This is a genomic window from Streptomyces capparidis, assembly GCF_054782095.1.
The window spans coordinates 42,237-69,118 of the sequence record NZ_BAAGTD010000007.1; the positions used below are offsets into that span (position 1 = coordinate 42,237).

At 72.6% G+C, this 26,882-nt stretch carries 14 protein-coding genes and 1 pseudogene; 5 read left to right on the forward strand and 10 right to left on the reverse strand.

Annotated features, from left to right (window positions below; genetic code table 11):
• The first annotated feature begins 423 nt into the window (after positions 1–423).
• Positions 424–1,443 (forward strand): LacI family DNA-binding transcriptional regulator, encoded by a 1,020-nt coding sequence (locus tag ACYVO2_RS08275; RefSeq protein WP_461007087.1) that lies wholly within the window; start codon positions 424–426, stop codon positions 1,441–1,443.
• 426 nt (positions 1,444–1,869) lie between these two features.
• On the opposite strand, the gene ACYVO2_RS08280 is transcribed toward ACYVO2_RS08275, so the two are convergent.
• Together ACYVO2_RS08280 and ACYVO2_RS08285 are read right to left on the reverse strand one after the other, a co-directional pair.
• Positions 1,870–2,421 carry a hypothetical protein gene (locus tag ACYVO2_RS08280; protein ID WP_461006968.1) on the reverse strand — a complete coding sequence of 184 codons (552 nt, stop codon included), beginning with the start codon at positions 2,419–2,421 and terminating at the stop codon, positions 1,870–1,872.
• Between the two features lie 124 nt (positions 2,422–2,545).
• Positions 2,546–2,746 carry an AHH domain-containing protein gene (locus ACYVO2_RS08285; RefSeq protein WP_461006969.1) on the reverse strand — a complete coding sequence of 67 codons (201 nt, stop codon included), beginning with the start codon at positions 2,744–2,746 and terminating at the stop codon, positions 2,546–2,548.
• Here ACYVO2_RS08285 and ACYVO2_RS08290 point away from each other — a divergent pair.
• The 3 genes and pseudogenes from ACYVO2_RS08290 to ACYVO2_RS08300 all read left to right on the forward strand — a co-directional run.
• Positions 2,736–3,672, forward strand: a pseudogene (locus ACYVO2_RS08290) (replication initiator); the annotation flags it as partial. The gene ACYVO2_RS08285 and the pseudogene ACYVO2_RS08290 sit on opposite strands and share 11 nt — an antisense overlap.
• The gene (locus ACYVO2_RS08295; RefSeq protein WP_461006970.1) at positions 3,672–3,899 is read left to right on the forward strand and encodes a helix-turn-helix domain-containing protein; all 228 of its coding nucleotides are present in this window, start codon (positions 3,672–3,674) and stop codon (positions 3,897–3,899) included. The pseudogene ACYVO2_RS08290 and the gene ACYVO2_RS08295, both read left to right, overlap by 1 nt.
• Entirely contained in the window at positions 3,899–5,182 is a 1,284-nt protein-coding gene (locus tag ACYVO2_RS08300; protein WP_461006971.1) for a tyrosine-type recombinase/integrase, read from the forward strand. The genes ACYVO2_RS08295 and ACYVO2_RS08300 overlap by 1 nt, the downstream gene beginning before the upstream one ends.
• 106 nt (positions 5,183–5,288) lie before the next feature.
• Here ACYVO2_RS08300 and ACYVO2_RS08305 read toward each other — a convergent pair whose 3' ends face one another.
• The 3 genes from ACYVO2_RS08305 to ACYVO2_RS08315 form a co-directional block, all read right to left on the reverse strand.
• On the reverse strand, positions 5,289–5,726 hold the full coding sequence (locus tag ACYVO2_RS08305) for a DUF4259 domain-containing protein (protein ID WP_461006972.1): 438 nt from the start codon (positions 5,724–5,726) through the stop codon (positions 5,289–5,291).
• A 19-nt stretch (positions 5,727–5,745) separates the two neighbouring features.
• Positions 5,746–12,597 (reverse strand): polymorphic toxin-type HINT domain-containing protein, encoded by a 6,852-nt coding sequence (locus ACYVO2_RS08310; RefSeq protein WP_461006973.1) that lies wholly within the window; start codon positions 12,595–12,597, stop codon positions 5,746–5,748.
• A 130-nt stretch (positions 12,598–12,727) separates the two neighbouring features.
• Entirely contained in the window at positions 12,728–16,963 is a 4,236-nt protein-coding gene (locus ACYVO2_RS08315; protein WP_461006974.1) for a LamG-like jellyroll fold domain-containing protein, read from the reverse strand.
• 394 nt (positions 16,964–17,357) lie between these two features.
• Between ACYVO2_RS08315 and ACYVO2_RS08320 the strand changes: the two genes are divergently transcribed.
• Complete coding sequence (locus ACYVO2_RS08320) at positions 17,358–18,764, forward strand: FAD-dependent monooxygenase (protein ID WP_461006975.1); 1,407 nt, start codon at positions 17,358–17,360, stop codon at positions 18,762–18,764.
• Positions 18,765–18,815: 51 nt separating this feature from the next.
• Here ACYVO2_RS08320 and ACYVO2_RS08325 read toward each other — a convergent pair whose 3' ends face one another.
• Genes ACYVO2_RS08325 through ACYVO2_RS08345 form a run of 5 tightly spaced genes read right to left on the reverse strand, consistent with a single transcriptional unit; the run spans position 18,816 to position 26,767 of the window.
• Positions 18,816–20,096: an ABC transporter substrate-binding protein gene (locus ACYVO2_RS08325; protein ID WP_461006976.1), complete on the reverse strand. Its 1,281-nt coding sequence runs from the start codon at positions 20,094–20,096 to the stop codon at positions 18,816–18,818.
• Positions 20,093–21,133 (reverse strand): hypothetical protein, encoded by a 1,041-nt coding sequence (locus ACYVO2_RS08330; RefSeq protein ID WP_461006977.1) that lies wholly within the window; start codon positions 21,131–21,133, stop codon positions 20,093–20,095. Before ACYVO2_RS08330 ends, ACYVO2_RS08325 begins: the two co-directional genes overlap by 4 nt.
• Before the next feature lie 23 nt (positions 21,134–21,156).
• Positions 21,157–22,659: a vWA domain-containing protein gene (locus ACYVO2_RS08335; protein ID WP_461006978.1), complete on the reverse strand. Its 1,503-nt coding sequence runs from the start codon at positions 22,657–22,659 to the stop codon at positions 21,157–21,159.
• Entirely contained in the window at positions 22,656–25,052 is a 2,397-nt protein-coding gene (locus ACYVO2_RS08340) for a serine/threonine-protein kinase (protein ID WP_461006979.1), read from the reverse strand. Before ACYVO2_RS08340 ends, ACYVO2_RS08335 begins: the two co-directional genes overlap by 4 nt.
• Positions 25,049–26,767, reverse strand: coding sequence for a S1 family peptidase (locus ACYVO2_RS08345; protein WP_461006980.1), 1,719 nt, complete (start codon positions 26,765–26,767; stop codon positions 25,049–25,051). Before ACYVO2_RS08345 ends, ACYVO2_RS08340 begins: the two co-directional genes overlap by 4 nt.
• Positions 26,768–26,882: the final 115 nt, after the last annotated feature.

Consider the following 26,882-nt stretch of genomic DNA (forward strand, 5'->3'; position numbering starts at 1 on the left):
TTGCTTCGTCGTGCTTGGGACGGGGTGCGCCGGGCGGTGCGCGGTGCGGTGATCAGCGGCTGGTCCGTGGTCGATCGGTACTGATCAGCGCGGTGGAACCCTATGAGTGAATCGTTTCATTGGGGAAGCTATCCGCCCCCGCCAGGGGCGTCAAGGGGTCGGACGGCGAACAGTTCCCGTCCCCGGCCGTGACTCGTCGGCGCGGCGGGCCCCGCGACCAGCCGGGCGACCGTCTTTGAAACATTTCACTCCCCCCGGGGCGCCGCGAGCTCCCCCGCCCGGCCCCTCCCCCCGCGCCCCTCCCTCCCCTCCGTCCCCCGGATGCACCCGGGCGCGCTCCCCGCGCCTTACGATGAACGATCACGAACGGTGGCGCGCGTGACCACCGTTCTCCTCGAACGCGGCGGCGGCGGAGCGGAGCTCATGGGACGCATGGTGGGCATCAAGGACGTGGCACGGCACGCGGGCGTGTCCGTCGGCACGGTGTCCAACGTGATCAACCATCCCGACATGGTGTCGCCGCAGACCAGGGCCCGGGTGCAGAGCGCCATCGAGCGCCTGGGCTACGTCCGCAGCGAGTCCGCCCGGCAACTGCGGGCCGGGCGCAGCCGGATCATGGCGCTGCTCGTGCTGGACATGGGCAACCCGTTCTTCGTGGACGTGGCCCGTGGCGCCGAGCGGGCCGCTCGGGAGGCCGGGCTCGGGGTCATGGTCTGCAACAGCGGGCAGGACCCGTCGGAGGAGGCCGAGTACCTGGCGCTGTTCGCGGAGCAGCGGGTGCGCGGGGTGCTGGTCACGCCCGCCGACACCACCGGCCGCAACCTCGCCGAGTTCCGCCGCCGCGACATACCGTTCGTGCTGGTCGACCGGGCGGAGGACGCCCAGCGGGGCTGCTCGGTCGCCGTGGACGACATCGCGGGCGGGGCGCTGGCCGCGCGCCACCTGGTGAGCGCGGGCCACCGCAGCATCGCCTACGTCAGCGGCCCCGGCCACCTCCAGCAGGTCCGCGACCGCCGCGAGGGCGCCCTGCGGGCCCTGGCCGAGGCCGGACTGCCGCCCGACGCCCTCGTCGAGCTCCCCACCGAACGCCTCGACGTCGCCGCGGGCCGCGACGCGGGCTCCCGCCTGCTGGGCCTGTCCCCCGCCGTCACCGCCGTCTTCTGCGCCAACGACCTGCTGGCCCTCGGGGTGCTCCAGTCCCTGTTCGCCGCCGGGGTGCACGTCCCCCGGGACATCGCCCTGGTCGGCTACGACGACATCGAGTTCGCCGCCGCCGCGGCCGTCCCCCTCACCTCCGTCCGCCAGCCCGCCATGACGATGGGCCGCCTGGCCGCGGAACTCCTCCTGGAGGAAACCGGCGAACAGGCCTCCCGCCACCGGCACCAGAATGTGCTGCTCCAGCCGGAGCTGGTGGTACGGGATTCGAGTCTGGGGCAGCGGTGAGGGGGCGGGTTCCCTTCGATCGCACTGGGTTCGCCCTACGGGAACCGTGACGGATTCCCTCGGCGGCCACGTCCATGTGTCGGCATCGACCGGGCCGCCGCGGCAGTGGTCAGCCGACGGTCTTTGTGCCGTCAGGCGGGCGAGCGTCACCTCGTGAGTGAGCCGTCCCAGCGGACCACAGAACCACGGACGCGAGCCGTCCCATCACGCGAGTGACTTCACGCCCTCGACAGCCCGAGAATCATCCATGGGCTGGCATCTAGGGCGCCTCGGAGCCGCAGTCAAGGGTGGCTCAGAGGTCGGCCGAACCGTCACACAGCGACAGCCGCTGTCGGCATCGCCCGGCAGGAGGTCTTTCTCTCCTCACGAGGCGCCATCTCCGCTCTTGACCCCACTCAGTTCGATCAGACGGAGCCCGCAAACCAGTCAGAGACAGGGTTCCGCCCAGTCCACCTCCACGTAGCGCAGCCCCTTGACCCCGACCTCGTCCAGGGCTTGTTTGACACGCTCGCCCATGAACACCATCGTGATTCCGCCCGGAACACGGAAGACGCGCGAGGCGAGCTCCGTCTCCCTGTCCCGACGGAAAGCAGGAAAACGCAGAGCCTCGTACGTTTCGTACGTGTCGATGACCGAGGCTTCCTTGACCACGACGTCCAGCACATTCGGCGCCTGTACGACGTGGACCGGGGCACCGTCAAGCACGCCTGAAGCAATGGTGTTGAGGTCCGAGTCGGCACAGTCCACAAGGACCCGATATGCGCGCTCGCCACAAACCCAGTCCAACATCTGCGGATACCAGAAGAAATCAGGCTTGACATGAGCCTCACCTGGTTCCCACACAAACTCGGCCATTCGACTCACGGCAGGGTACGGCGTATTCCAGTCGTGATCGTTAGCAGCCACAGGAAAGATGGACTCGCCTCCGTCCAGGCAGCCGAACTCATCAACATCGAGCTCCACGAGATAGGCCGTCATTACCTTCCGTGCCTCTCCCATCTGGCGTACTGATCAACGACTGCAAGTTCCGTTTTGAGCTGGGACATGAAGTCGAGCACTGCCCGCTTCCCCCCGCGTACGTCAGCGGCCATTACTTCCGTGTTTATGTAGGAATAGTAGAGTGCACGAACGTGCCCCGGTGACCCTGATGACTCATCCACACTCCGTTCTCAGCCGAAGCGATGTCGATTCCGTGCTTCTTCAGAACGTTCCACGCCTGCGCGACCTTCCTGCATCCACAGGGAATTATATGGTGCGCCTGGGCGTCAACGCCGACAGGCTTCGCTTCGCCAGCACTCACCATCAACGCCCACGCCTCCGCGCTGTGGGCGCGCTTCACCACCTACCTGCGCCGGGAGATCGCCGTCCGGCTCGGTATGACCCAGAGGGCGGCCCGCGCCGTGCTGCGGGTCTCCTTCGCCAAGGTCGCCGAGTACCAGAAGCGCGGCCTGGTCCACTTCCACGCCGTCATCCGGCTCGACGGCCCGGACGGCAGTGCCCTCCCCCCGCCCTCGTACGCCACCGTCGCCGTGCTCTCCGACGCCATCAGGGCCGCCGCGCCGCGCGTCCGCATCTCTGTCGTCTCCGACGCCGTCGGGGAACGTGAACTCGGCTGGGGCCAGCAGCCCGACGTGCGCGAAATCGCCGCTTTCGGTACCGACGCCGAATTCAGCGACCAGGCCGTGGCCGCCTACGTGGCGAAGTACGTCACCAAGTCCGCCGATGCCTCCGGCACCCTCGACCGAGCCCTGTTCTGCCGCCCCTGCCAGGGACGCGGCGCCACCCTCCTGCCCCACGGAACCCCGCTCCCCTGCACCGCCTGTGACGGCACCGGGCAGGCCCGGCCCCTGCCCCGGCTCGCCGTCGCCCGGCACGTCCGGCAGATGATCCGCACCTGCTGGGAACTGGGCCGCCTCCCGGAGTTCGCCGATCTCAAGCTCTGGAAGTGGGCGCACATGCTCGGCTTCCGGGGTCACTTCTCCACCAAGTCCCGCTCCTACTCGACCACCCTGGGCGCGCTGCGCGCTGCGCGCCGCCCGCCGTACCTGGCGCACCGAACAGGCCCGCGCCCACGCCGGCCTGCCCGAGCCCGACCCGGCCACCACACTGGTCGTCGGCCAGTGGGACTACCTCGGCTCGGGCTACAGCCCCGGCGGTGCGCTCCTCGCCGCCCATGTCTGGCACCGCCGGGAACTGGCACGGCAGTTCCCGGCCGAAGGGGGCTGCTGATGGCCTCGCCCCCGACCACCGTCCTCCACACGGAGGTTGCATCGGCGCTGGATCTGCTCACGGTGCCCCAGGTCATGGCCCGCCTCCAGCTCGGCCGCTCCGCCGTCTACGACCTGCTCCGCACCGGCCAGCTCGCCTCGATCACCCTCGGCCGCGCCCGCCGCATCCCCACCCACGCCCTCACCGACTTCATTCGTGCCCGGCTCGAACAGGAAGCCGCCGCCTGATGACCTCTCCGCGCCCCGCCGCATCCCGCCGCACCCGCTCCCGTGCCAACGGCGACGGAACCGTCTACCAGCGCAAGGACGGCCGCTGGGAGGCTGCCGGATACGTCCTCGCCCCCGGCAACACGCGCAAGCGCATCCGCGTCTACGGCACCACCCGCAAAGAAGCCCTCGCCAAGCTCACCGAGAAGATCGCCGCCAGCAACCTTGGCCTGCCCGTCGCGGCGGCTGACAGCACCGTCAGCACGTACCTGACGTACTGGCTGAACGGCGTCGCCGTCCACCAGGTGCGAGAGAACACCCACACCCGCTACGCCGCCTGCGTCCGCCTCCACCTCATCCCCGGCCTCGGGGCCAAGAAGCTCGCCCGGCTCACCGCCCGCGACGTCCGCACCTTCCTCGACCGCCTCCGCGTCGCCTGCCAGTGCTGCACCCAGGGAAGGGACACGGCCCGGCGGCAGTGCTGCGCCATCGGCCAGTGCTGCGACAAGCGCCTGTCACCGCTGACCGTGGCCTACGTCCACTCGGTCCTCAAGTCCGCCCTAGAGCACGCCGTCCGCGAAGACGAACTGCCCCGCAACGTCGCCCGGAACATCAAGACCGCAGCGCCCCGCCCCCGGCGCTTCAAGCCCCTCACAGCCGCCGAAGCCCGGCAGTTCCTCCACACCACCAGCAGCGACCGGCTCCACGCGCTGTACGAACTCGCCCTGCGCACGGGCCTCCGCAAGGGTGAGCTCCTCGGGCTGCACTGGGAAGACCTCGATCTTGACGGCGGCACCGCAAGCATCCGCCGCTCACTCCAACGAACCCAGAGCGGCGGCCTGACTGCCCTGCCCACCAAGACCCGCGCATCCGAACGCCGCATCGCCCTACCGACCGAGTGTGTTCACTCGCTGAAGGGCCAACGGGAACGTCAGGAAGCAGAACGCAAGGTAGCCGGGGTGGGCTGGAAAGACAGCGGGCTCGTCTTCACCACGCCGACCGGCGGACCGATCGACCCGGCCAACATGACCCGGCGCTTCGGCCGACTCCTCGACCGGGCCGGGCTCCGCCGTATCCGCTTCCACGACCTGCGCCACTCGACGGCCACCCTGCTCCTGGAACAAGGCGTCGACCTCGTCGTGATCAAGGAACTTCTGGGGCACGCCCACATCGGCGTAACGGCCGGCGTCTACGCCCACGTCCGACTCCGTCTCCAGCGCCAAGCCATCGACACCTTGGGCCACGCCCTCGGCCAGAACGACGACGGCCCAGATACCCCACCCGTCGCAGCTGTCGTCCGCTGACGTTGCCGTCAGCGTTGTCGTCAAACCGCTGAGGAGCCCCACCGATTCACGCTTTGGTGGGGCTCCTCTCACGTAGTGATTCTCGGGAGCGATAAAGACCAGAGGACTACCGAGATCCGCCTTCGCTGACGGGGCGCAATACAGACCTCAAACTGCTGATCGCAGCCTGAGCCTCTTCTTTCTCGCCAGCGTCGACCCAACTCCTCCAGAACCAGCCGTCTGCGGGCAATGCCACTTCCAGCGCCTGCATCGCAGACGAGGCAAGGGAGGGCGCAATCGGCTTCGCCAGCCATTCCGTGATGCTCGGGTATTCCTCGTTCCAAGCCAATGAACGTCCGGCTGGAACATTGGCCGCAACCACAGCAGCAGCAGCCATCACTTCCTCAGGCAGCACAGAGGAGGTCGAACTTCCGCCCGCCTCAATGGCGACACGGAACGTGCGCTCGACGACTGCCAGACGCTGCGGCGCGGGCTGTTCTTCCAGCTCATCGAGGAAGTCCTCAGCAGTGTCGCTGTCGAACGGGCCTGATCCCCAGGTTCCCATCACAAACTCCAGTCGAGACTTACGGCAGGTATCCGCCGAATGGAACTTCGATCTCTGGATCTCTTCGGTTCAAGAGAGTCCCACCCCTCGCCTTTACCCCTTCCATCATCGTCTGCTCCATACGGCGAATCGCTGTTTTACTCGTACCGCTAGGCAGAGTGAAGTAGGTGACATTCACCACGTCGTCGGCCGTATATCCGGCCTTGCGGACCGCATGCTTGGACCGCATCGACTTGTTCACTCGCTCTCTGATGCTTGAGGTAGAGCTTCCTACGTACTTCGTTCCGTCATTCAGGTGAATGGTGTAGATACCAGGCTGCTCAGGGACGTCGAACCGCGTTCCCGGCAGTGTCCCTGGCGCGCAATTCGAATTGTGGACCAGGACTGGTGTGGCCCCCGCCAGCACATAGTACGTGTGCAGTTCCTCGACCGTGAGGTTGCGGGTGCTCTGGGTTTCGGTGTGCAGGCGTACGTCCTGGACCTCGGCGGTCGTGCCGTCGGGGGTGCGCAGGAGCATGCCCGGCTCGAGGTCGCCGGCGTCGAGCCATGTGTCGGTGGTCTCGGTCCAGAACGGGTGGTGGGTGGTGGCCACGATGGAGGAGGTGCGGCCGTTCTTGCGGACGGTGATGTCGGCGAACTGCTTGTCGTCCTCGGTGATGATGGTGGCGACGACTTCCCGGGGCTTCGTCCTTCCGGTCTCCGGGTCGGTGGCGAGGACTTTGTCGCCGACCTTGATGTCGCCGATCTTCTTCCGCGTCCCGTCCGCCATGAGCACCTGCGCGTCGGGCAGGAAGCTGTCACAGCTCTTCCTGCCGATGCCGAGCCAGGATTTCGCCTTGCCCAACGCCCGGCTGGCGGGGCGCTTGACCAGTTGCCCTGCCTTGCCCAACTTCCAGGGCACGACAGCCAGGGCGGCTTCGCCGCACCTCGCCCGCTCGTCGTAGCAGTCGTGTGCGGGGCCCAGCCCAGTGAGCTCGGCCAAGCCGTCGAATATCGTCTCGCCGGTGGTGGGCGGAGTGATGGTGGGATACCGCTCCACTCCCATCTGCTTGACCCGCTCCCGCACCTCGGGCGAGCACAGGGGGTGGCAGCGTTCGAACTCCGCCAGGGCGGCGCCGTTCCGTTCGATGCGCTGGGTGATTCCCCGGTAGGCCGCGCTCGCCTCCCGGTCACGCTGCACGATGTGGTCGTAGTTCTTGTCCTTCTGCACCGGCTCGGTGCCGTTCCGGCAGATCCAGCCGCCGCCCATGCACTCGGGGTAGGCCTCGCCCGTGGGGTCGCTGAAGGTGGCGGGGCTGTTGTTGGCGTAGGTGTAGCCGTTGAGGGTCTGGGGGCGGTTCGGTTCGAGGAGGGGGTCGACGCTGATGAACCGGCCCGTCGTCGGGTCGTACTCACGGGCGCCGAGGTGGGTGAGGCCGGTGGTGGTGTCGGTGGTGCCGCCGACGAAGCCTCGCGTTCCGGGCCAGGTGGCGGGCTGGGGGCCGCGGGGTGCGCCGAAGGGGGTCGTGCGGCGCTGTTGCAGGGACAGGTCGGCGGCACTGATGGCGAGTTCGCCCGTGCCGTGGTGATCGCCGAGGGTGAAGGTGACGGTGCCGTCGTCCTTCTGGACGAGGACGTTGCCGCCGCCCGCGTCGATGTATCGGGTGGCCTTGGGAGTGGTGGAGCCCTTGGCGAGAGTGATCTCGGTGCTGCCGAGGTAGAGGGTGGTCTCGGTGTCGGTGCGGCCGATCAGGCGGTTGCCGGCCGCGTCGTAGAGGTAGGAGGTGGTCTTGGTGCCGCCGTCCTCGGTGGGTTCGGTGACGGAGGCCAGGTGGCCCTCGGGATTCCAGGTGAGGGTCTGGGTGTCGCCGCCGCGGGTGCGGGTCTTGGTGTTGCCGTTCTTGAAGTAGGTGTAGGTGTCGACGGCCTCCCCGGTTGGGCCCTCGGTGGTGACCGAGGTCAGGGTGTGCGGCTGGGGGGCGCCGGCGGGCGGGTAGGTGTAGGTGCGCAGCGTGTCGCCCGACGGGTCGTGCCGGGTCTCGGTGACGCGGTTGCCGGTCTTGTCGTACGTGTACGAGTGCCAGTACGGGGCGAGGCCGCCGACGGCCGCACCGGTCGGGGTGGCCGCGCAGGTCTCGGTGGGCTGGGTCCACTCCTCGGTGGTGCGGCGCAGGTGGTCGTAGGTGAAGCACTGTGTCTCCGTGCCGGAGCGGGAGACGTCGGAGACGGCCCGGACGTTGCCGATCTCGTCGTAGGTGTAGGTGGCGTGCTTGTCCACGCCGGCGATGTCCAGGCGGTCCACGCGGGTGAGGCGCAGCCGCTGGGTGCCGCGCTCGTACTCGTTCTTGACCTGGGCGAAGGCGCCGGTGGTGGTGTTGGTGAAGCTCGTCAGCAGGGGCTTGCCGGTGAGGCTGTAGCTGTCGACGGCGACCTTGGCGCCGGGGATGCCGGTGATCGTGACGGGGCGGAGGATGTCGTCGTAGCCGTAGACGACGCCGCCGCCGGGCAGCGAACCCGCCTTGGGGAGGCTGATGCCCGACACCGCGCCGTAGGAGTGGTAGCCGGTGCGGGTCTGGTAGCTGCCGGCGAGTGCGCCCTCCTCCTGCGGGACGACGACGGTGCCGAGGGTGGCTCGGTACAGGCTGTCGTACTCGTCGACCCTGGTGACGTACCGGGTGTCGCCCACGTGGCGGGTGCTGGAGGCGAGCTGGCCGACGGCACCGCTGACGGTGTCGTAGGTCCAGGAGGCCAGCAGCGGCCCGGTGGCACCGCCGCTGCGGGTCTCGGTCTTGCGGCCGAGGCCGTCGTAGGTGTGGTGGAGGACGTTGCCCTCGGCGTCCTCGCTGGAGACGAGCAGGCCGCGGTCGTCGTGGACGGTCTTCGTCGGACCCTTGTCCGGGTCCTCGGCGAGTTCCTGACGGCCCAGTTGGTCGTAGGTCCAGGTCCAGGTGTTGCCCACCGGGTCGGTGAGCTTGGCGAGTTGTCCGGCCGGGGTGTACTCGTAGCGGGTGGTGTCGGCCGGTGCGTCGGCGGCGCGGGTGTGGTGCTGGTGCAGCTTCGTGGTGCGGCCGCGGGCGTCGGTCTCGGTGGTGGTGGCCGTTCCGCCCACGGGGGGGATGGCCGTGACGCGGTCGCCGCCGTGGATGGTGCGGGTGGTGGCCAGGACCTGGTGGCCCTCTCCCTCGCCGGTGACCTGGCGGCTCAGGGTCTCGCGGCCGAGACCGTCGTACGTGTGCTCGCTGCGCGACTCGACCATGGACTCGGCGTCCACGCCGAACAGCTCTCCCGGCGTGACGTTCAGTCCGTAGTAGGTGGCGAACGTCTTGGCGACCAGGCCGCGCGCGTCGTAGAAGGTGTCCGCCAGCAGCCTGCCTCCGTCGGGCCCGGGGGCCTGGGTCTGGCGGGAGCGCAGGAATCCGTCGTAGAGGGCGTGGGACGTGAGGTAGTTGCCGTCCTTGCCGAGGTACTTGGTGGCGACGGAGACGATCTTCCCTTCGGTGACGGTGTAGGCGTATTGGAAGCTGGCGGGCAGGGCGGACCTGCGGTCGGGCAGCCAGACCTTGGTGGTGCGGCCGAGCGCGTCGTAGCCGAACTCGGTGCGCTTGCTGTTGGTGTCCACCGTGGTCAGCGGCAGCCCGCGCCTGGTGTCGAGGGTGGTCGTGGTGGTCTGCGGTGCCGCCGTGGCGGTGGCCTTGGGGCTGGTGACGGTCACCTGTGTCGGCAGTCCCGCGGCCGGGCTGTAGGCGGTGGTGGTGGTGCGGGCGTCGGTGCGCGGGGTGCGGGAGAGCTGCTTGCCCGCGAGGTCGAAGACGACGGCGGCGGTGATGTCGGTGGCGGTCAGGGCGCGGCCGTAGGCGTCGAAGGTGGACCCGGTCTCGAGGTAGGTGGCCTCGGTGCCGGTGTGCTTCTTCAGGGTGGCGACGGCGGTGGGGTCGCCCTTGGTGGGCGCGGCCCCGTACGCGCCGTTGTCGTAGGCCGTGCGGACGTCCGAGACGACCTGCTCGGCGCGGTCCACACTGGTGTCGTCGCAGGAGGTGGCGACGGTCTCCACGCGGGCGGGCGCGTCGAGGATGTTCTTGGTGGTGTTGTCGGCGTAGGTGGTGCGGGTGCACAGGTCGTCCGCGGTGGTGCCGGTGCCGCCCCGGTCGTCGACGGTGAGCGCGCGGCCCGCCACGGTGTCGAACGTGGTGTGCGTCCGGGTGGTCCGCCACTTCTCGCCCGCGCCGCCGTCCAACGAGGTGAAGGAGAGTCTGTCCGCGGTGCCCATCAGGTTCGCGGTGATCGTGCCCCAGTCGCGGGTGCGCTTGGCGGTCTCGTGGTGCCAGGGGCGGTCGATCGTCTTGCCGAGAATGGTGCCGCCGGGCCTGTCGTACTGCTCGACTCGGTAGGTGAAGCCGGCGGCGGACTCGTGGTCGGTGAGCGGGTCGCCCTCGCCCGCGCGCAGGGTGACCTGCACGTCCTTGGTGCCGTCCTCCTTCTTCGGGCCCTTCCTGTCGCCGTGCATGCCGCGCAGGAAGTAGTGGTCCGTCTGCGTCTTCAGCTCGGTGGAGCTGCCGGTGCGCACACGGACGTGGCCGTAGCCGCGCCAGGTCGACCAGGTTTTGAACTTCTCCTTGGTCATGCCGTCGTCGTCGTCGAAGTGCCAGGCGGCTCCGTCCAGGTAGTCGTACCTGGTGTGCTGGGTGGGCGATCCGCCGGTCCTGTCGGTGGCCTTGACGACGTCCACCACGTACTTGTTGAACCAGTGCTGCACGGGACCGCTGGTGCTGTCGCCGTCGATGAACTGCGGGAAGCAGCGGGTGGTGTTCGTCTGCGGGGTGGGCAGGGAGTCCCAGGCGCACGCCGGGGCCGAGTACTCGATGTCGAGCTGGCCGCCGGACTCGTCGGAGACGGTGGCCAGGCGCTCCTTGATGAACGGGGCCTTGCCGTCGCCGGTCCTGTCGAGGCGGTTGGCCCGCTGCGCGTAGCCGAGCGTCACCTTCGGGAGGGTGACGGTGGGGGTCGCGGTGTGGCCGGTGCGCTGGACGGAGGTGAGGATGAGCTGGCGGTCGACGTCGGATGTGCCCCAGCGGTGCCCCAGCTTCCAGGAGTCGACGGGGGCGTAGGTGCCGTCGCTCTTGAGCGTCTGGGTGGTGGCGCCGGTCAGCCGTTTGCGGGTCCAGAACGTCGGGGACAGCCGGCCCTTGTCGCAGTCGGTGCCGGCCGTGCAGTTCAGGTCCCAGGGCGTGTCGTACCAGTAGTACGCCTTGGCGTCGATCGTGTCGGGGGCGCAGGTCACGCCGGTCTCGGGCAGGCAGCGCTCGACGGAGTCGAAGTCCACCTTGGCCAGGGCCTTGCCGGCGTAGACATCGGTGGACTTCAGGCCGTACTCGATGCGGTCGAGGTGGCCGCCGCGGGTGTAGGGGGTGTCGTCCTTCGCCTGGAGGTTGCGGCCGTAGGAGTTGGCCTCCTTGTCGTAGTAGTAGACGACGGCGTTGCCGTGCGGGTCCACGACGTAGTCGAGGTTCCAGCGCCACGCCTGCTGGCACCAGGAGTCCGCGAACGCGGCGGTGTGGCACTCGTCGCCGGCGTCGTCGCCGAACACCGGCACCGTCCAGGTGGAGTCCGTGGTCTCCTTGCCGGTCGCCCAGCCCGTCGGCTTGTGGTAGCCGAAGTGGTACTCGGTGCCGTCCGGGGTGGTGACCTTCCAGTACTCGTTGTTGTTGTCGCCGTTGCCGCGGGCGCTGTCGGCGAGTCTGACGATCCTGGTGCCGTCGTCCTGCCGCAGCTTCCACCGGTTCTCGCCCGCGGGGACGAGCTCGCCCGCCTTGCCGTTGAAGCTGATGACGGCGTTGTCGTAGCCCCAGCACAGGTCGCCGGGCTTGTTGCCGTCCGCGTTGGTGACGTCGTCGTCGGCGCAGGGCTTGTAGCGGCGTTCGATGTAGCCGGGCCACAGGTCGAAGCCGTCACCGGCCCAGGAGGACTGGTTGTTGGTCCCGCCGGTGCGGCCGTCGACGGCCCCGGAAGAGTATCCGAGGGTGACCTTCGGGGCCAGCCCGCCGGGGACGTCGGGGACGTCCATGTCGTAGGACCAACTGAAGTCACCGGTGTTGAGGTTGGTGCTCCACGTTGCGGACGGGGACAGGGAGGTGGCCTTGTAGTCGCCGTTCTCGCTGGAGGGCGCCGCGGCGACGGCCAGCAGGGTGGTCGCTCCGGGGCGGAGCGTGGCGGCGCGGGTGGTGAGGCTCTGGGTCTCGGTGTCGTTGTCCGTGGTGAGGGGGATGGCGCGGCGGCACTCGGGTCCTGCGGGTGTGGTGGCGGCGCAGGCGGGCAGTTCGAGCAGGCGCAGCCGGGAGGCATAGGAGCCGCCGAACGCCTCGGCGAAGCCGGAGTAGTCCACGGTGACGGTGGCACGGACCGGTGTGCCGCCGCGTTCCGTGGTCCCCCGGTGCGGGGTGATGCCGAACAGCGGACCGTCGACACCGGCGCGGTCGGACGCGGCGCGGTCCAGCAGGCGGACCTCGGCCCGGGCGGGAGGAGCGGAGCCCGCGGCCCTGCCCGGCGGCGGCACGGTGACCGTGACGGGGATGTCGGCCGCCGTGGACCAGTCGCCGGAGACCGTACGGGCGTTGGGTGACAGGCCGACGGTCGCGGTGCCCGCCCGTGGCCAGGCGGCTCTCGGTGGCCGGACCGGGGTCCTGGGCGCCGGGTCCACGGCGCGAGGGCGCACCTTCACCGGGTGGCCCGGTACCGGCTTCTCCACCGCGACGGTGTCCGCCTCGCGGGTGCGGGTGTCCGCGACCGCGGGGGCGCCCGGGTCCTGGAGCAGGGTCGCGGCCAGAGCCACCGGCACGGCCACCGCGAGCCCGCGCCGCAGCCGGGCCCGGGCGCGCGCCTTTGTCTTGCCGTTCATCTGTGTCATCCCTCGCTGGCGCACCGGCGGCCCCCGGGTCGTGAAGGTGCGGTGCGGACGTTTCGGCATCGGTGGTCGTGATCCGTGCGCCCGCGGGCCGGGCTTCGGCCCGCGGGCGCACGGGGGCGGGTCAGCCGCCGTCGGGCACGGTGGTGGAGATGTCGTTCCAGCCCTCGGCCAGGTACTGGATCTGGGCCTCGTTCAGCGCTCCTTGGAACGCCCACAGGTCGTCGATCTCTCCGGACCAGTGCTCGCCGCACCTGCCGGCGGACTTGGCGCACCCGACGTTGAGAGCTTTCGTGGCATTGAACGCCAAGACGTCGGAGGCCCATGACGTGCTGCCGACGCACGAGGTGTCACCGGACTCGCCGTCGGTGCAGTGGGGGCTTTGCAGCTCACCGTTGACGTAAAGGCTCAGCTCGTCGCTGAACCCGTCGTAGACCACGGCGAGGTGGTTCCACGCGGTGGCGCTCGCGAACAACTGGTTGCCGACCGTGGCCGTCTCCGCTTCGGCGGCGTCCTCGCCGGGCATGGCGAGCTGCCACGAGCCCCCCGCGTCGGGCGAGTAGCGGAGGGTGTACCCGTTCTGGTGGGTGCCTTCCTGGCTGATGACGGTGGCCGGACGGGTCGGCTCGGCGGCCGCCCTGGCCCATGCGGTGACGGTGAAGCTCGCGCCGCTGTCCACCGGAGCCGGGGCCACGCTGCCTTGGCCGGTGCCGCTCTTCAGCAGCAGCGCGCCGCGGTCCACCCTGGGCTGCTCGGCGCCGACGGCGGCGTCGCCGCTCAGCGTCATCCCCCGGCCCGCGGCCGACGCGTCCGGAGTCACCCGGCCCGTCTCCGTCTCGAACGCCCACCGCCCCTTGACCAGCGGCCGCTGGCGGAACAGTTGCCGCACCTCGCCCTCGGCCAAGGGGCGGTCGAACAGCCGCAGGTCGTCGAGGTCGCCGGGGAAGAAGTTGCCGGGAGCGCCGTTGTAGGAGCCGGCGCCGATCTGGAGCGGGCCGGTGGCGGTCCAGGCGTTGCCGAGCGTGGCGGTACCGGCTTCCACTCCATTGACGTACAGGGTGAGTGTGTTCGCCACGGTGTCGTGCACGCCTGCCAGGTGCGCCCATTCGCCGCCTTGGGGGACGGCGCCCTTGGTCTGGATGGCGCGGACGGAGCCGGCCTCCGGGGTGTCCGCGCTGTGCTGGTTGAGGATCCAGCGGTCGTAGGCGGTGGAGTAGTAGAGCTCGATGCCGCTCTTGTGGGTTCCGGTCTGGGTGAGGATCACCGCGGTGTGGCCGGGTTTGGTTCTCGGCAGCCTGGCCCACACCGACACGGCGAAGCTGCGGGAGGTGTCGATGTGGGGGGCGGCGACGACGGCGCGGTCGTCGGTGCCGTCCAGGTGCAGGGCCCGGGCGTCCACGCCGGTGGCGCCGGATTCCGCGCCGCCGTGGAGGACGGCGGGCAGGACGCCGCTGTGCCCGGTGACGTGGCCGGGGTCGTCCTCGGTGTCGAGCGGGAAGACGGCGCGGGCCGGGCGTCCCGGGCCCTCGATGCGCTGCTTGGCGTGGAGTTGCCGCACCTCGGCCTCGGTCACCGGCCGGTCGAAGACCTGCACCTCGTCGATCAGGCCGGGGAAGAACGAACCGGGGTTCGCGCCACCGGCGCTCGCTCCGATGTGCAGGCCGCGGCGGGCGTCCCAGGGAGCGATGAAGGCGGTCCTGCCCGCCAGGGCTCCGTTGACGTACAGCCGCATCTGGCTGGCCGCGCTGTCGTAGGTGCCCACCAGGTGGGCCCACTCCCCCGCCTTGGCGCCGCCGGGGCCGGCCTGCATGGCGCGCACGGGGGTGGCGCCCGCCCGGTCCGAGGAGTGGCGGGTGAAGGCCCAGCGGTCGTGTTCCTTGGAGTAGTGGAGCTCGAAGCCGGGCACCGCGTCGCCGGACTGGGCGACGACGACCGCGGAGCCGCCGGGGGCCTTCGACAGCCGGGCCCACGCCGAGACCGAGAAGCTCATGGCGGTGTCGATCGCGGCGATGTCGGTGCTCGCGTGATCGTCCACGCCGTCGAGGGACAGGGCGGTGCCGACGGCGCCCTCGGCTCCGGTGGCGGCACCGCCGTGCAGGGTCGCCCGGCGCGGCGGGGACGTGCCCTCCGCCCGGACGGCGCCCGCGGACTCGTCGAACTGCCAGACGGCGCGGGCGGGTTGTCCGGAGCGGACACGGAAGACGTGGGTGCGGACCTCGCTGGCGTTGCCCGCCGAGTCGAGGGCCTGCGCGGTGACGAAGTTGATCCCGGCCTTCTCGGGCAGGACGCGGATGGTTCGTGCCGCGCCGGAGGTCGTGGACACCGAGTTCCCCGGCTTCGGGTCGCCGTTGACGCCGTAGCGGTAGGCGACCACGTCGCTGGTGGGCGAGGTGAGGGTGAAGGTGCCGTAGCGGCCGACGCCGTCGAGCCAGGGGTCCTGCGGATCATTCGGGTCGGAGGCCGGGTACTGGTCGGAGGCGATCGCGGGGCCCGCGGGCACGCTGGTGTCGATCAGGAAGGTGCAGCTATAGGCGTTCTTGAAGCTCCACGGCGACCAGTTGCCGCCGTCCCACACCCGCACGTACCAGTCCGCCGCCTTGTTCCTCGGGGTGGAGGAGGGCAGGGTCAGGTCGTGGTCGGACCCGGACGCCTTGAAGTGCGCGCCGATGTCGCCGGTCGTGGGCCAGGTCCAGTGGACGCGCTTGCCGTCCGTGCCGTTCCAGGACGCCCGGAACTGCACCGCCACCCTGTCCCCGTCCGGGTCGCCGACATTGTTGGCGCGCAGCCGCGGCAGGGAGCGGATCCTGGCCGGGGTGGACGGCTTCTTGCACGTCCCGCCGGGATCCATGGTCAGTTGGGAGGTCTTGACCTGGGTGGGCGGGCGGTTGTAGCGCACCCGCAGGAAGGCGTCGTCGGAGAAGCGCTTCCAGCCGTAGGGGTCGTTCTCGTCCTCGGCCCGGAGCCCGAAGGTGATCGACGGCCAGGACTTGGCCGCGGCCTGCTGCACCGTGCCGAGGATGTCGAACTCCGCGTCATCGGCCTCGCATCCGTCGTGGCCGTGGGCGAAGTTGCCCGTCGTCAGGTGGTCGATCCAGAAGCCGGCGGCGAGCTGGGAGTTCCAGGTGGTGGAGGAGGAGATGTCCTTGGTCCGCCACAACTGGACCTTCCGCGGTTCGCAGGAGGCCGCGTGGGTCTCACGCACCACGAACTCCGCGTTGAGAATCGTTTTTCCCGCGAACTTGGCGGTGGGGATCCGGTAGAACAGGCGCTTGGTGTCGTGCGGCTTGCAGTAGGCCCAGTTGCAGTACCCGAGCCCGGCGTCCCTCTCACCGTTGAACTTCCACTGGGGCGAGTTCTCCCAGTACTTCGACGCCATCGTCCACGCGGTGGTCTTCGGCGTGTACCACTGGGGGTCGATGTACACCGGGTACACGGTGTCCGGCCCGGTCAGAACGTCACGGTCCGGGGTGAGGAGCAGTTCGCCGCCGCCTGGAGGCACCTCCACCTTCAAGGGCGCCAGCTTCCCGGTCTCGCCCGGTCTGGGCTCCTCGCCGGCGGTGGTCGCGGTGCGGCGTGCTCGGACGGTCCCGTCCCCGGGGCCGGAGTCCCACATCATCGGGGTCGGGGCCTCGAAGACGACGCCGCCGGAGCCGCCGTCCAGCGCCTCCACCCCTCCGGCGGCGGTCTCGCGCACCGTCACGGCCTCGGTACCGAGTCCCAGGCGCAGCTCGGACAGTTCCTCGCTCGCCGCCGCCTGGGCCGACTTGACGACGAGCAGGTGCTGGAAGCCGTCGGCCTGGGCGCGCACGCGCAGGTCCACGTCGGGGACGACCTCGGGGTAGGTGGCCGTGTCACCCTCCAGGCGGGGCGCGGGCAGCGACCCGGGCCAGGACAGGGCCAGGCTCCGCCCCGCGCGCTCCAGCCGCACCAGCGGCTCGCCCCCGCCGCCGGAGAACTCCAGGCCGACGGTGGCCGCACGCGGGGTCACGGTGCCGTCCTCGTGCCGTACCAGGGTGGTGTCGACGGGTTTCCAGGCACCGCCCACCCGGGTCCGGATCGGCCGCAGATGCTCGATCGCCTCCAAGTCGCCCTCGGGCGTGGCGAAGACCTCGCCGGTCTCACCGCGCAGGTGGAGGATCTCCACCCGTCGGCCCGTGCTTCTTGCCTCCTCGAAGGCCCTGGCCTCGGCGGACGGTCGCCCTTCCGGGTTGTCCGGTTCGGCCGCGGTGGTGCGGTGCGGCGTGGTGGCCGCCGCGGTGGCTTCCTGAGCTGTGCCGGGCAGCGGTCCGGCGATCAGTGCCAGACCCAGCCCGCAGGCGGCAGCGCCGCCCAGAGCGCGTATGCGCGCACGACGAAACATCCCCCCAGCTCCTCCCCAGAGCAGGACGTGAAGATCGCGCAAAGAACTCGCAAGAACCTAGGGGGAACCGGAGGGGGTGGTCCACGGCGGCGAATCGGTGCATTCAGTGACCGGAGCGGACCAATTCCGCGTACACGTGACGTGATGCGTGCCACACGCAGGGTAGCCGCCTTCGGCAGGATTTCATCGTTTGATGAAGGGCGCACGAGGAGAAGGGCGCAGGCCCAAGGGGCGGTTGTTCCCGGGAGAGGGGATGCGGGCGGCAGCGTGCTCCCCGGTGGAGGGGTTGTTACCGGACAGGGGCCCTGCCCTGTTTCCCGGGTGGAGTCAGGCTCTAGGGGGTGGCGCGGATCATGGGGTGGGTTCGTGGAGGTCGTCGGTTCGGGAGCCCGTCATGTCGTCGGTACGTTCGCACGCGGTCGTCTTGGGTGGAAGTCTCGCGGGGATGCTGGCCGCGTCGGTGCTCGCGCGGTCGGCGGACCGGGTGACGGTGGTGGAGCGGGACCGGCTGCCCGAGGGGGCGGAGGGGCGGCGGGGGGTGCCGCAGGCGCGGCATGTGCACATGTTGTGGTCGGGGGGTGCGCGGGTCGTCGAGCAACTGCTGCCGGGGACGACGCAGCGGTGGCTGGCGGCGGGGGCGCGGCGGATCAGTCTGCCGGGGGAGCTGGTGGCGCTGTCGCCGCACGGGTGGTGGAGCCGTCAGGGGCCCGAGGCGCAGTTCCTGATGGCGTGCAGCCGGGACCTGCTGGAGTGGGTGGTGCGGGACCAGGTGCGGCGCATACCCGGGGTCGAGGTGCTGGAGGGCGTCGAGGCGGAGGGGCTGCGGGGGGACGCGGGGAGGGTGACGGGGGCCGTGGTGCGGGACCCGGAATCCGGAGAAACGTCCCTGCTCGAGGCCGACGTGGTCGTGGACGCCACCGGGCGGGGGTCGCGGGCGCGGGCGTGGCTGGCCGGTCTGGGGCTGCCGGAGGCGGCCGAGGAGACGGTGGACTCGGGGCTGGTGTACGCGACCCGGGTCTTCCGGGCACCGCCGGGGACGGAGGGCTTCCCCGTGGTGAACGTGCAGGCGTTCCCGGAGCCGGACCGGCCGGGGCGGGGCGCGGTGCTGGTGCCGATCGAGGACGGGCGGTGGATCGTCACCGTGGCGGGCACCCGCGGCGCCCACCCCACGGACGACCCGGGGCAGTTCGAGGACTTCGCCAGGAGCGCCCGGCACCCGGTGGTGGCGGACCTGCTGGCGCGGGCGGAGCCGCTCGGCGAGGTGCGGCTGACCCGCAGCACCGGCAACCGGCGGCTGTTCTTCGAGCGGCTGTCGCGCTGGCCCGCCGGGTTCGTGGTGGTCGGGGACGCCGTGGCCGCCTACAACCCGGTGTACGGGCACGGGATGGCGGCCGCCGCGCTGCACGCGGCCGCGCTGCGGGACGGGCTGGCCGGGCGGGGCGGGCTGGACCCGGCGCGGGCGCGGCGGGTGCAGCGGAGGGTCGGCCGGGCCGTGAACGACGCCTGGGCGATGGCGACGACGCAGGACATGCGCTACCCGGGCGCGGAGGGGCGCCCGCCGAACGGCTTCACCCGGCTGCTCCAGCGGTACACCGACCGGATGTCGGTCACCGCGACCTGCCGTCACGCGGCGATGCGGGCGATGCTGGACACGCTGTCGCTCTCGGTGCCCTCGGCCCGGCTGCTCGCGCCGCGGGCGGTGGCGGTGACGGTGCTGGGCCCGAACCGCCCTCCGCTGCTGGAGCCGCCGCTGAGCGAGGCGGAGCGGGCGGTGGCGGAGACCCCGGAGGAGGTCGCCTGACGGGTCGCCGCGCGGGAGGGGGAACGGGGGCCGCCGGCCGCGGGCGCCCCGTCAGCCGCAGGCGTGCTCCAGCCACAGCGTGTTGGGCGGCAGCTCCTCCTGCTGGGCCTGCTGGATCCTGCCGAGCAGGGGACGGGGGTCCTGACCGGGGTCGGCGAGGAACTCCAGCGCCTTCTCGTGGAAGGCGCGGCGCACGGTGGGCGGCATCACGTCGGAGGCGTCCAGGCACAGCCGCTCCGACCGCCGCAGCTCCTCCACCACGCGGGCGCCGACCGGGTCGTCCCGGTAGTCGGCCGCGATGACCTCCCTGTTCGCGGAGAAACCGGCGGGAGCGGCGTCGGTGGCCCAGGCGCGCTGGGTGCCGGTCTCCACCAGGAACTCCAGCAGGTCGTGGGCGGCGGCGTCGTCCCGGAAGACGGCGGCGTAGTCGGCCGCCACCTGCCGGTCCGGGCCCTTCCCCGCGGCGTCCCGCAGCATCCGGTCGGGCAGCAGCTCCGGGGACGGCCGGAAGTCGGCGTCGCGGGCCCTGTCCCCGTACCAGCCGCGGGCGAAGCTGCCCTGGTGCTCCAGGTCGCACGGGGAGCGCTCGGAGAACAGCAGTCCGCTGCCGCCCTCCTCGCCGCGGGCGTCCCGGACGAGGGAGTCGGGCCCCTCGGTGCCGTCGCCGCCGGACATGAACTCGCCCAGCTTCTCCCAGGCGTCCACCACCGCCTCGTCGGTCCAGGGCAGCCGCCCGGTGGCCCACCGGTCGTAGACGTCCCGGCCGGAGCGCTGGAGCAGGACGTCCTCGATCCAGTCGGTGGCGGGCCAGCCGATGGTGGAGTCCGTGCCCATGCCCAGGCACCAGCGCCTCACGTCGCGGGGCGGGTCGGCGGGGTCGCCGCCGCGGTCGGTCCGGTACCACACGATGCTCTTCAGGTCGGCCTTGACCGGGACCCAGTAGCGCTTGGCGTCACCGCGGGGGCGGGCCTGCCACGGGTCGGGGTACGCGGACCGGTCGAAGGCGTCGGCCCGCAGCGCCCTCAGCTTGCCCCGGCGGGCGAAGTCGGCCAGGTCGCCCGTGCCGGACAGCACCGCCACGTGCGGCGGGTCGCTCGCCTCCACACCGGCCAGCAGCACCTCGCGGGTGGCGGTGGTGCCCTGGTAGTCGACGTCGATTCCGTGCCGCCGCTCGAAGGGCTCCAGCAGTTCGCGGAACGCCTTCTCCTCCCCGCCGGTCCACGGGCCGATCAGCGTGACCCGCTCGCGGGGTTCGCCGCAGCCGCCGGTGAGCGCCGCGAGGGCCACCAGCAGGGCGGCCAGGCACAGCCGCGCCGGGCGGGCGGCCCTCACGAGCGGGGCCGGTACAGGGCGCGGTGCCGGTGCAGCCCGGCCGGCACGGCCAGCGCCGCGACGGCGCCGCCGGGCAGGATCGCGACCAGCCACAGCCATCGGCGTCCGCTCGCCGCGTCCATCTCCCCCCGGACGACGCGCGCGCTGCGCTCGGTGTCCGCCTGCCATGCCTTCACCTTCCCGTCCGTGGCGGCGTCCGGCGGCGCCGACAGCTCCACGTGCACGTCCGGCTGCCGGTCCACCAGCGCCTCCAGACGCGTCCTGGCGTCCTCCAGGTCCTGCTGGGTCTGCCAGGTCATCGTGAGCGGCGCCGCTGAGGCCAGCACCAGCGCGGAGGCCAGCAGCAGCCACGGGTTGAGGCGCTGCGGGAAGCGCCGGCCGAGCTGCCACTGGGTCAGCGCCAGGGCGGCGGTCAGCAGCAGCAGCGCCGTCCCGGCCACGCACCACATCGCCCAGCGGAGGTCGGTGAACGCCGTCTGCCGGCGCAGTTCGTCGAGCTGGTCGTCCTGGAGGTCGCCGAGGCGGGAGAGGATCCCGGTGCCGTCGCGCTTGAGGGTCGCCTCGGCGCTCCCGAACCACGCCTCGGCGAGCGCGCACCGGGGCCGCCGCCGCTCGCCCTGCCCGCACTCGGCCTCCCCCTCCCGGCCGGGTTCGGGTGTGGCGTGGCGCACCGCCGTGTCCACGGCGTAGTCGTAGCTGGTGAGCAGCGCGTTGACGGTGGCCAGGGCGCGCTCGCCGGAGCTGCCCGCGACCTGCCGGTCGGCGGTGCGGGACAGGCTGCGGGTGGCGACCGCGATCTGGGTGCGGTACTCCTCGCCGGCGCCCACCACGTCCACCGCCGGAGAGCTGATGCCGTCGCGCGCGGCGCGGTGCGCGCCGAGCAGGGCGTTGCGCGCGACGGCGATCTCCCGGACGGCGGGCCCGGTGGCCTCCCTGACCATGGCGGGGCGGCGGTGCGTGTCGTCGTGGGCCAGGGACAGCAGGGCGGCGGTGAGCAGGGTGAGCAGCACCAGGAGGTACAGCCTCCGCTTCAGCATGCGCCGGGTGCTCTTCACCGTTCTCACCGCGCCTCCGCGAGGAGGTGGCCGCAGCGCTCGCAGAAGCGGCCGGGCCGCACCCGCTTCGCGCAGGCGCCGCAGGTGACCGGCCCGGTGGCGCCGGAGGTGCCGGTGTGCTCCCGCACGGGCGGATGGGTGTGGTTGCTGGCGAGGAGCACCGACTCGATGTGCTGGGGCTCGGGCGCGGAGCGCACCCTGACCCGGCCCTCGGCGGGGTCCTCCACGACGACCAGCCTCGCCAGGCGGGCGAGGTGCTCCTCGTCGTGCAGGAGGTGGGCCAGGCGCACGGCGCGGCCCAGGTGCCGCACCGCTTCGTCGAGTTCGCCCTCGCGCAGGGCCCGGGAGCCGTCCTGGGCGGCCCGGTCGAGTTCGGTGTAGCGGTGCCAGTGCTCGGAGGGGCCGCCGAGGTCGGTGGGCGGCGGGGAGGTGTCGGTCCAGTGGACGGTGATCCGCCGCGGGGGCGGCAGCTCCACGTCCCCGGTGTCCGCCTCCAGCCACACCTCGGCGATCGGCGGGGAGCTCCCGGGGCCGGGGGCGGGGTATCCGGTGTCGGGCCGCAGCCGCAGCTCGTACCAGCGCTCGCCGTCGCCCCACGCGCCGGTGGGGTAGGCGTGGGTGCCGCCGTCGTGCTCGGCGGTGGCGGTGAGGTCGTCCAGCGCCGGGTGGTGCTGCCGGAACAGGGTGACGTGCACGTGCGGCGCGGGCCGCACCCGGACGGTGAGCCGCGGCAGGGCGCGGGCGGTGGCGGCGCCGACGACGCGGCGGAAGACGCCGGACAGGCGCTGCCTGGCCCCGTCGGGGCCGTCGCCGTCGAGTTCGACGTGTTCGGCGCGGCCGCCGAGGCGGGTGACGATCCGCCGGAGCTGGTCGGCGTCCCAGTCGGTGCCGATGCCGAGGGCGTCGCAGGTGAACCGGCCCGCGCAGCGGTCGAGGACCCGGTCGAGCTCGGCGGCGGAGTCGTGCTCGTCCCTGCCGTCGGTGAGCAGCAGGGCGTGGCGGAACGCGGCGTCGGGGCGGGCGGTGAGCAGCCGGTCGGCGAGGTCGAGCCACGCGGAGATGCGGGTGCCGCCGTAGGCGTTCATGGCCAGGGCGGCGCGGCGGCCAGCCTCACGGGTGCCGGGGGACGCGGCGACGGTGGCCGGGGCTGACGGGTCGCCGCGCGGGTGGATGACGCGGGCGCTGCCGGTGCCCTCGATCAGGGCGAAGTGGACGCCGTCGGGGAGCCGGCCGATGGCCTCGGCCGCCGCCGCGCGGGCCGCGCCCATCTTGCGGAAGGTGGGGTGGGCCATGGAGCCGGAGCAGTCGATGATGACGACCTGGCTGTGGGCGTGCGCGAGGCCCGCCGCGGCGCCGCTCATCCCCTGGGCCGCGACCTGGAGGAAGACGCCGACGTCGGGTCCGCTGCCCGGCGCGTACTGCTCCTGCCCGGCGTGCACGGCCAGGGTCAGGCGGGGGCCGCCGTGGCCGGGCGGGCCGCCGTGCCGCGCCGTCCCGCGCTCGCTCATCTCCGTCGCCTCCTTCCGTCCGCCCGGCGCTCCCCGCCGGGTGCGGGCCCGGGGCCGTGCTCGCGCTCCGGCCGGGCGCGCCCGCGCCGCTCGGCGCCGCGCCGTCCGCCGCCGGGCCCGCCGAACAGCCAGGTCCGCGGGTGCACGGCGTTGGCGCAGTCCACCAGGTGCTCGTGCCGGGCCTCGGCGGCGCGGCACAGCTCGGCCAGGGCCAGGAAGGACTCGGCGAGCAGCCCGCGCAGGCCGTGCTCGGTGGGGCCCTCGCCGAACAGCGGCCCGGCGAGCTCGGCGAGGCCCGCCCGTTCCGCCGCGTCCCGGCAGGTCCGCTGGACGCGGTCCAGGGCCCACTCGCGCAGCTCCGCCGTCAGCCGGTCGCGCTCGGCGCCGTGCTCCGCCCCGCCGTCGAGGTCGAGGCCGGGCAGGTCGCGGGCGGCGCGGGCGAGGCTGCTCAGGGCGGGCAGCCCCGTGTCGGGGTCGCCGTCGGGCGTGGCCAGGCGCGCGGCGCGGATCCGGACCGCGGCGACGCGGGCGGCGTCGTAGTGCCGGGACACGGGCGGCACGGCGTCGAGCACCTCGGCGGCCTCCTCCCGCCCGCCGCGCGCCAGGTGGACGCGGGCCAGTCCGAAGGCGGCTCCGGCCTGCTGGTTGTTGCGCCGCCACACCGCGTGGTAGAAGCGCTCGGCCTCCTCGGGCCGGCCGGCGCGCTCGGCGCACTGGGCGACGGCGAGCTTGGGCGCGTACTCCCCCGGCAGCGCCCGGTGGACGGCGTCGAAGCGGGCGAGGGCGGCCGCGGTGCCGCCGCGGGCGAGCTCGACCAGGCCGCGGTGCCAGTCGAACCGCCAGCTCGCCCCGGGGGCGGGCGGCGCCGTGCCGCGGACCCGCTCGGCCTCCGCCAGCCAGTGCCCGGCGGCGGCCAGTTCCCCGGCGCGGCCCTCGGCGTCCCGCGGCGGCAGCTCCTCCATGGCGCGCAGGTGCGCCCGGCACAGCCGCAGCCGGACCTCCACGCTGGGCCGCATGCCGTCCTCCTGGGCGTCCAGGTACCGCCCGAGCTGCCGCACCACGCCGAGCGGGTCCTGCGGCGGGGGCAGCCGCAACTGGGCGATCGCCGGGTCGGCGGGGTGCGGGAACGGCTCGGGCAGCCCGGCGGCGACCGCGGCGGCGGTGGGGCGGCCGTCGCACAGCGTCGGGGCGGTGATCCGGGCGGCGCGGTAGCTCCTGGCCTCGCGGCCGTCCCAGTGCTCGGGCCCGGGCACGGCGCCGAGCCCGGAGTCGAGCAGGGTGTAGGTGGGCGCGAACACGGTGGAGGGCCGGGTGTGCTGGCGGCCCGTGCGCAGCGACAGCAGTTCCCGCAGCACCCCTTCGAGCTGCTCGCCCATCTCCGCGGCCGACGCGAAGCGCTCCCGCGGGTCGGTGGCGGTCGCGCGGGCGAGGAGCCGGTCGAAGGACTGGACGCCGAGCCCGTGCCCCGGCGGCTGGTGCTCCACGGCGGCCCGCAGGTCGGCCAGGGTGACGCCGACGGTGTGCAGGTCGTGCGCGACCGTGGGCGGGCCCTTGCCGGGGCCGGTCTCCGGGGCGCGGTACCGGGGGGTGGTGACGCAGGGGCCGTCGGTGTCCCCGGGGCGCTGCACACCGCCGAGGTCGATCAGCACCACGCGGGTGCCGCGGTGGATGACGTTGTCGGGCTTCATGTCGGAGTAGACCAGGCCGCGTTCGTGCAGGGCGGACAGGGCGGTGAGGATCTGGCAGCCGTAGCGGGCGGCGTGCTCCAGCGTCAGCGGCTCGTCGGCGCCCAGCGGCCGCCGCCCGTGCGCGGCCTCCGTCACGATGGCGCGCAGCGACTTGCCGCCGACGAACTCCATGACGATGTAGTCGGCCGGGAGCCTGCCGTCGTCGGGCTCGTGGGCGACGTAGTCCAGGATGCGGACGATGGACTCGTGGCTGATGGCGATCATCCGGTCCCGTTCGTCCTGCATGCGGGCCGCGGCGTCCGGCTGGTGCGGGTTGAGCACGCCCTTGAGCGCCACCGCGCGGCCGGGCAGCCGGGTGTCGTCCGCCAGGTAGATCCAGCCGAGGCCGCCGTGGGCCAGGCAGCCGCGCACCTCGTACCGCCCGCCGTCGAGCAGCTCTCCCGAGTCCAGTTGCGGCAGCAGGGAGTACGGGGTGCGGCACACGGCGCAGTACCCCTTGGGCACGGCGGGCAGGTCGCCGAAGGGCCGGCCGACGGCGGCGCGGCAGTTGCCGCAGGGCCGGCCGTCGGACGGCGGGGCGGGCTCCGCCAGCACCAGCGACCCGGGGTCCGGCGGCCGCAGCTCGGGCAGGGCGAGCAGGTCGGCGCCGGTGCCGGGGGCGCCCGGGGCGGCGCCGGGGGCGGCGCGGTCGTCACCGGAGGTCATGGCTCCCCCGTCCAGCCGCGGCGGCGGCGCACGGCCTGCGTGTACCGGGTGACGGCGAGCCGGGCGGCGTCCTCGTCGAACGCCAGGTGGTAGAGCTGGTCGCGGGCCGCCCGGTACTCGACCTCCAGCTCGGTGTCCTCCGCGGGGCCGTCCACGACGGCCAGGTAGCGGCTGGACTCCAGGTCGGCGCGGAGCCGTTCGCGCCGCGCGCGCCGCTCGTCGGTGACGCCGCGGGCCGCGTCGAGGCCCTGCCCGGCCTGCTCCGCCCGCTCCCCCAGGGCGGTCAGCGCGTGCTCGGTGCGCCGCTGCGGCAGTTCGGCGCCGGCGCGACGGGCCAGGCCGAACAAGGCCAGGGTTTCGGCGACCCGGGTGACGGCGCCGACGGCGGGGGTGACGTCGCAGAGCCCCGCCGCGTCCCTGGCCAGGGCGCGGGAGCGCGCGGTGAGCTCGTCCACCCGGCGGGCCAGGTCGCCCATGCGGTACCGCAGTTCGAGGTCGGCGCCGACCGCCGCGTCCGGCCGGTGGCCCTCGCCGTACCAGACCAGCAGTTGGCGGCAGGCGCAGTCGGCCAGCTCACCGCACAGCCGCAGCAGGTCCGGCGGGTCGGCGGCCAGGTTCATGCCGAGGACGGCCACGGTGAGCGGCGCCCTGCCCGCCCGCAGCCGCTCCCGCACCCGCGCCGGGTCGGGCTCCTGGAAGTTGAGCCGCTCGGCGATCCGCAGCACCACCTCGTCGGCCGTGGCGCCGCGGGCGTCCACCGCCAGGTCGAGGCTGCCGACCGGGGGCACCGTCGCGGGCGGGTCGCCGGAGGGCACCGCGGGGGCGTACCGGGACATCTCGCGGTCGGCCAGGGCGAGGGCGCGCTGGAGGGTGAGGTCGCGGACGGAGCCCCGGACCACCTCGGTGACGCGGACGCCGGGGGCGCCGGACTCGCCCCGCAGCCAGGCGGCGAGCCGCTCGGCGTACCCGGCGTCCCACGCGGGGTGGCCGCCCGGCGCCGAGACCTGGGAGACCATCCCCGGTTCGACGCCGGGGCGGCCGGTGACCCACGGCCGCACCTCGGGGAGGTATTTGACGACGGTGTCCACCGGGATCATGTGGACGAGGTCGAGGGGGGCGCCCGCCTGCTCGTCGTGGTACCCCGTGGCGGTGATGCCGAGCACGCTGGCCGGCTGGTGCAGGTCGAGCACCGGGCCGCCGCTGAAGCCGTGCCGGACCGCGTGGGCGGGGGTGGCCGGGTTGAGCTGCACCCGCTCGCCCGTCCGCATGCTGACGGTGGCGTCGAAGGCGGTGCCCGTGCCGCCGGCGACCGACTTCGGGTACCCCCACAGGTGCACCTTGGTGCCCGGGGAGGGGGCGGTGCGCAGCAGTGACGCGGAGACGTCCGCGGGCTGCGGGCGGTGCAGCCGGAGCAGGGCGAGGTCGCCCTTGTCGCCGTCGTGCTCGGGGACGAGGCGGTCGTGGACGACCTCGGCGGTGCAGGGCGGCTCGCCGTCGATCTCGGGCAGTTCCACCTGCACCGTGTCCACGCCCGTGACCGCGTGGGCGCAGGTCAGGACCGTGTGCCCGCCGAGCAGGACACCGGAGCCCAGCAGTTCCCCGCTGCCGGGCCTGCGTAATCGCACCCGCCAGGGATGCCGGTCCGGCGGGTGGTGCTCCCCGCGGCCGCCGGGGCCGCTTTCGCCGTTGGCCTTGAACACACTGCCGCCCCCCATACGGCTGTTCCCCCGATTCGTCCGTCAGCATACGCCGGGGGACCGACAGCCAGTAGCCTCGTGTTACGGACATGTGACAGACAGACAGGTCGCGGACACATGCGGAACGGCTCGC

What these genes read in the sequence shown, in the direction of transcription:
- ACYVO2_RS08285 (WP_461006969.1), bottom strand. Translation starts at nt 2,746, where the DNA reads ATGGTGAGTGCTGGCGAAGCGAAGCCTGTCGGCGTTGACGCCCAGGCG.
- ACYVO2_RS08275 (WP_461007087.1), top strand. Translation starts at nt 424, where the DNA reads ATGGGACGCATGGTGGGCATCAAGGACGTGGCACGGCACGCGGGCGTG.
- ACYVO2_RS08335 (WP_461006978.1), bottom strand. Translation starts at nt 22,659, where the DNA reads ATGAGCGAGCGCGGGACGGCGCGGCACGGCGGCCCGCCCGGCCACGGC.
- ACYVO2_RS08345 (WP_461006980.1), bottom strand. Translation starts at nt 26,767, where the DNA reads ATGGGGGGCGGCAGTGTGTTCAAGGCCAACGGCGAAAGCGGCCCCGGC.
- ACYVO2_RS08280 (WP_461006968.1), bottom strand. Translation starts at nt 2,421, where the DNA reads ATGACGGCCTATCTCGTGGAGCTCGATGTTGATGAGTTCGGCTGCCTG.
- ACYVO2_RS08340 (WP_461006979.1), bottom strand. Translation starts at nt 25,052, where the DNA reads ATGACCTCCGGTGACGACCGCGCCGCCCCCGGCGCCGCCCCGGGCGCC.
- ACYVO2_RS08295 (WP_461006970.1), top strand. Translation starts at nt 3,672, where the DNA reads ATGGCCTCGCCCCCGACCACCGTCCTCCACACGGAGGTTGCATCGGCG.
- ACYVO2_RS08305 (WP_461006972.1), bottom strand. Translation starts at nt 5,726, where the DNA reads ATGGGAACCTGGGGATCAGGCCCGTTCGACAGCGACACTGCTGAGGAC.
- ACYVO2_RS08320 (WP_461006975.1), top strand. Translation starts at nt 17,358, where the DNA reads ATGTCGTCGGTACGTTCGCACGCGGTCGTCTTGGGTGGAAGTCTCGCG.
- ACYVO2_RS08300 (WP_461006971.1), top strand. Translation starts at nt 3,899, where the DNA reads ATGACCTCTCCGCGCCCCGCCGCATCCCGCCGCACCCGCTCCCGTGCC.
- ACYVO2_RS08310 (WP_461006973.1), bottom strand. Translation starts at nt 12,597, where the DNA reads ATGAACGGCAAGACAAAGGCGCGCGCCCGGGCCCGGCTGCGGCGCGGG.
- ACYVO2_RS08330 (WP_461006977.1), bottom strand. Translation starts at nt 21,133, where the DNA reads ATGCTGAAGCGGAGGCTGTACCTCCTGGTGCTGCTCACCCTGCTCACC.
- ACYVO2_RS08315 (WP_461006974.1), bottom strand. Translation starts at nt 16,963, where the DNA reads ATGTTTCGTCGTGCGCGCATACGCGCTCTGGGCGGCGCTGCCGCCTGC.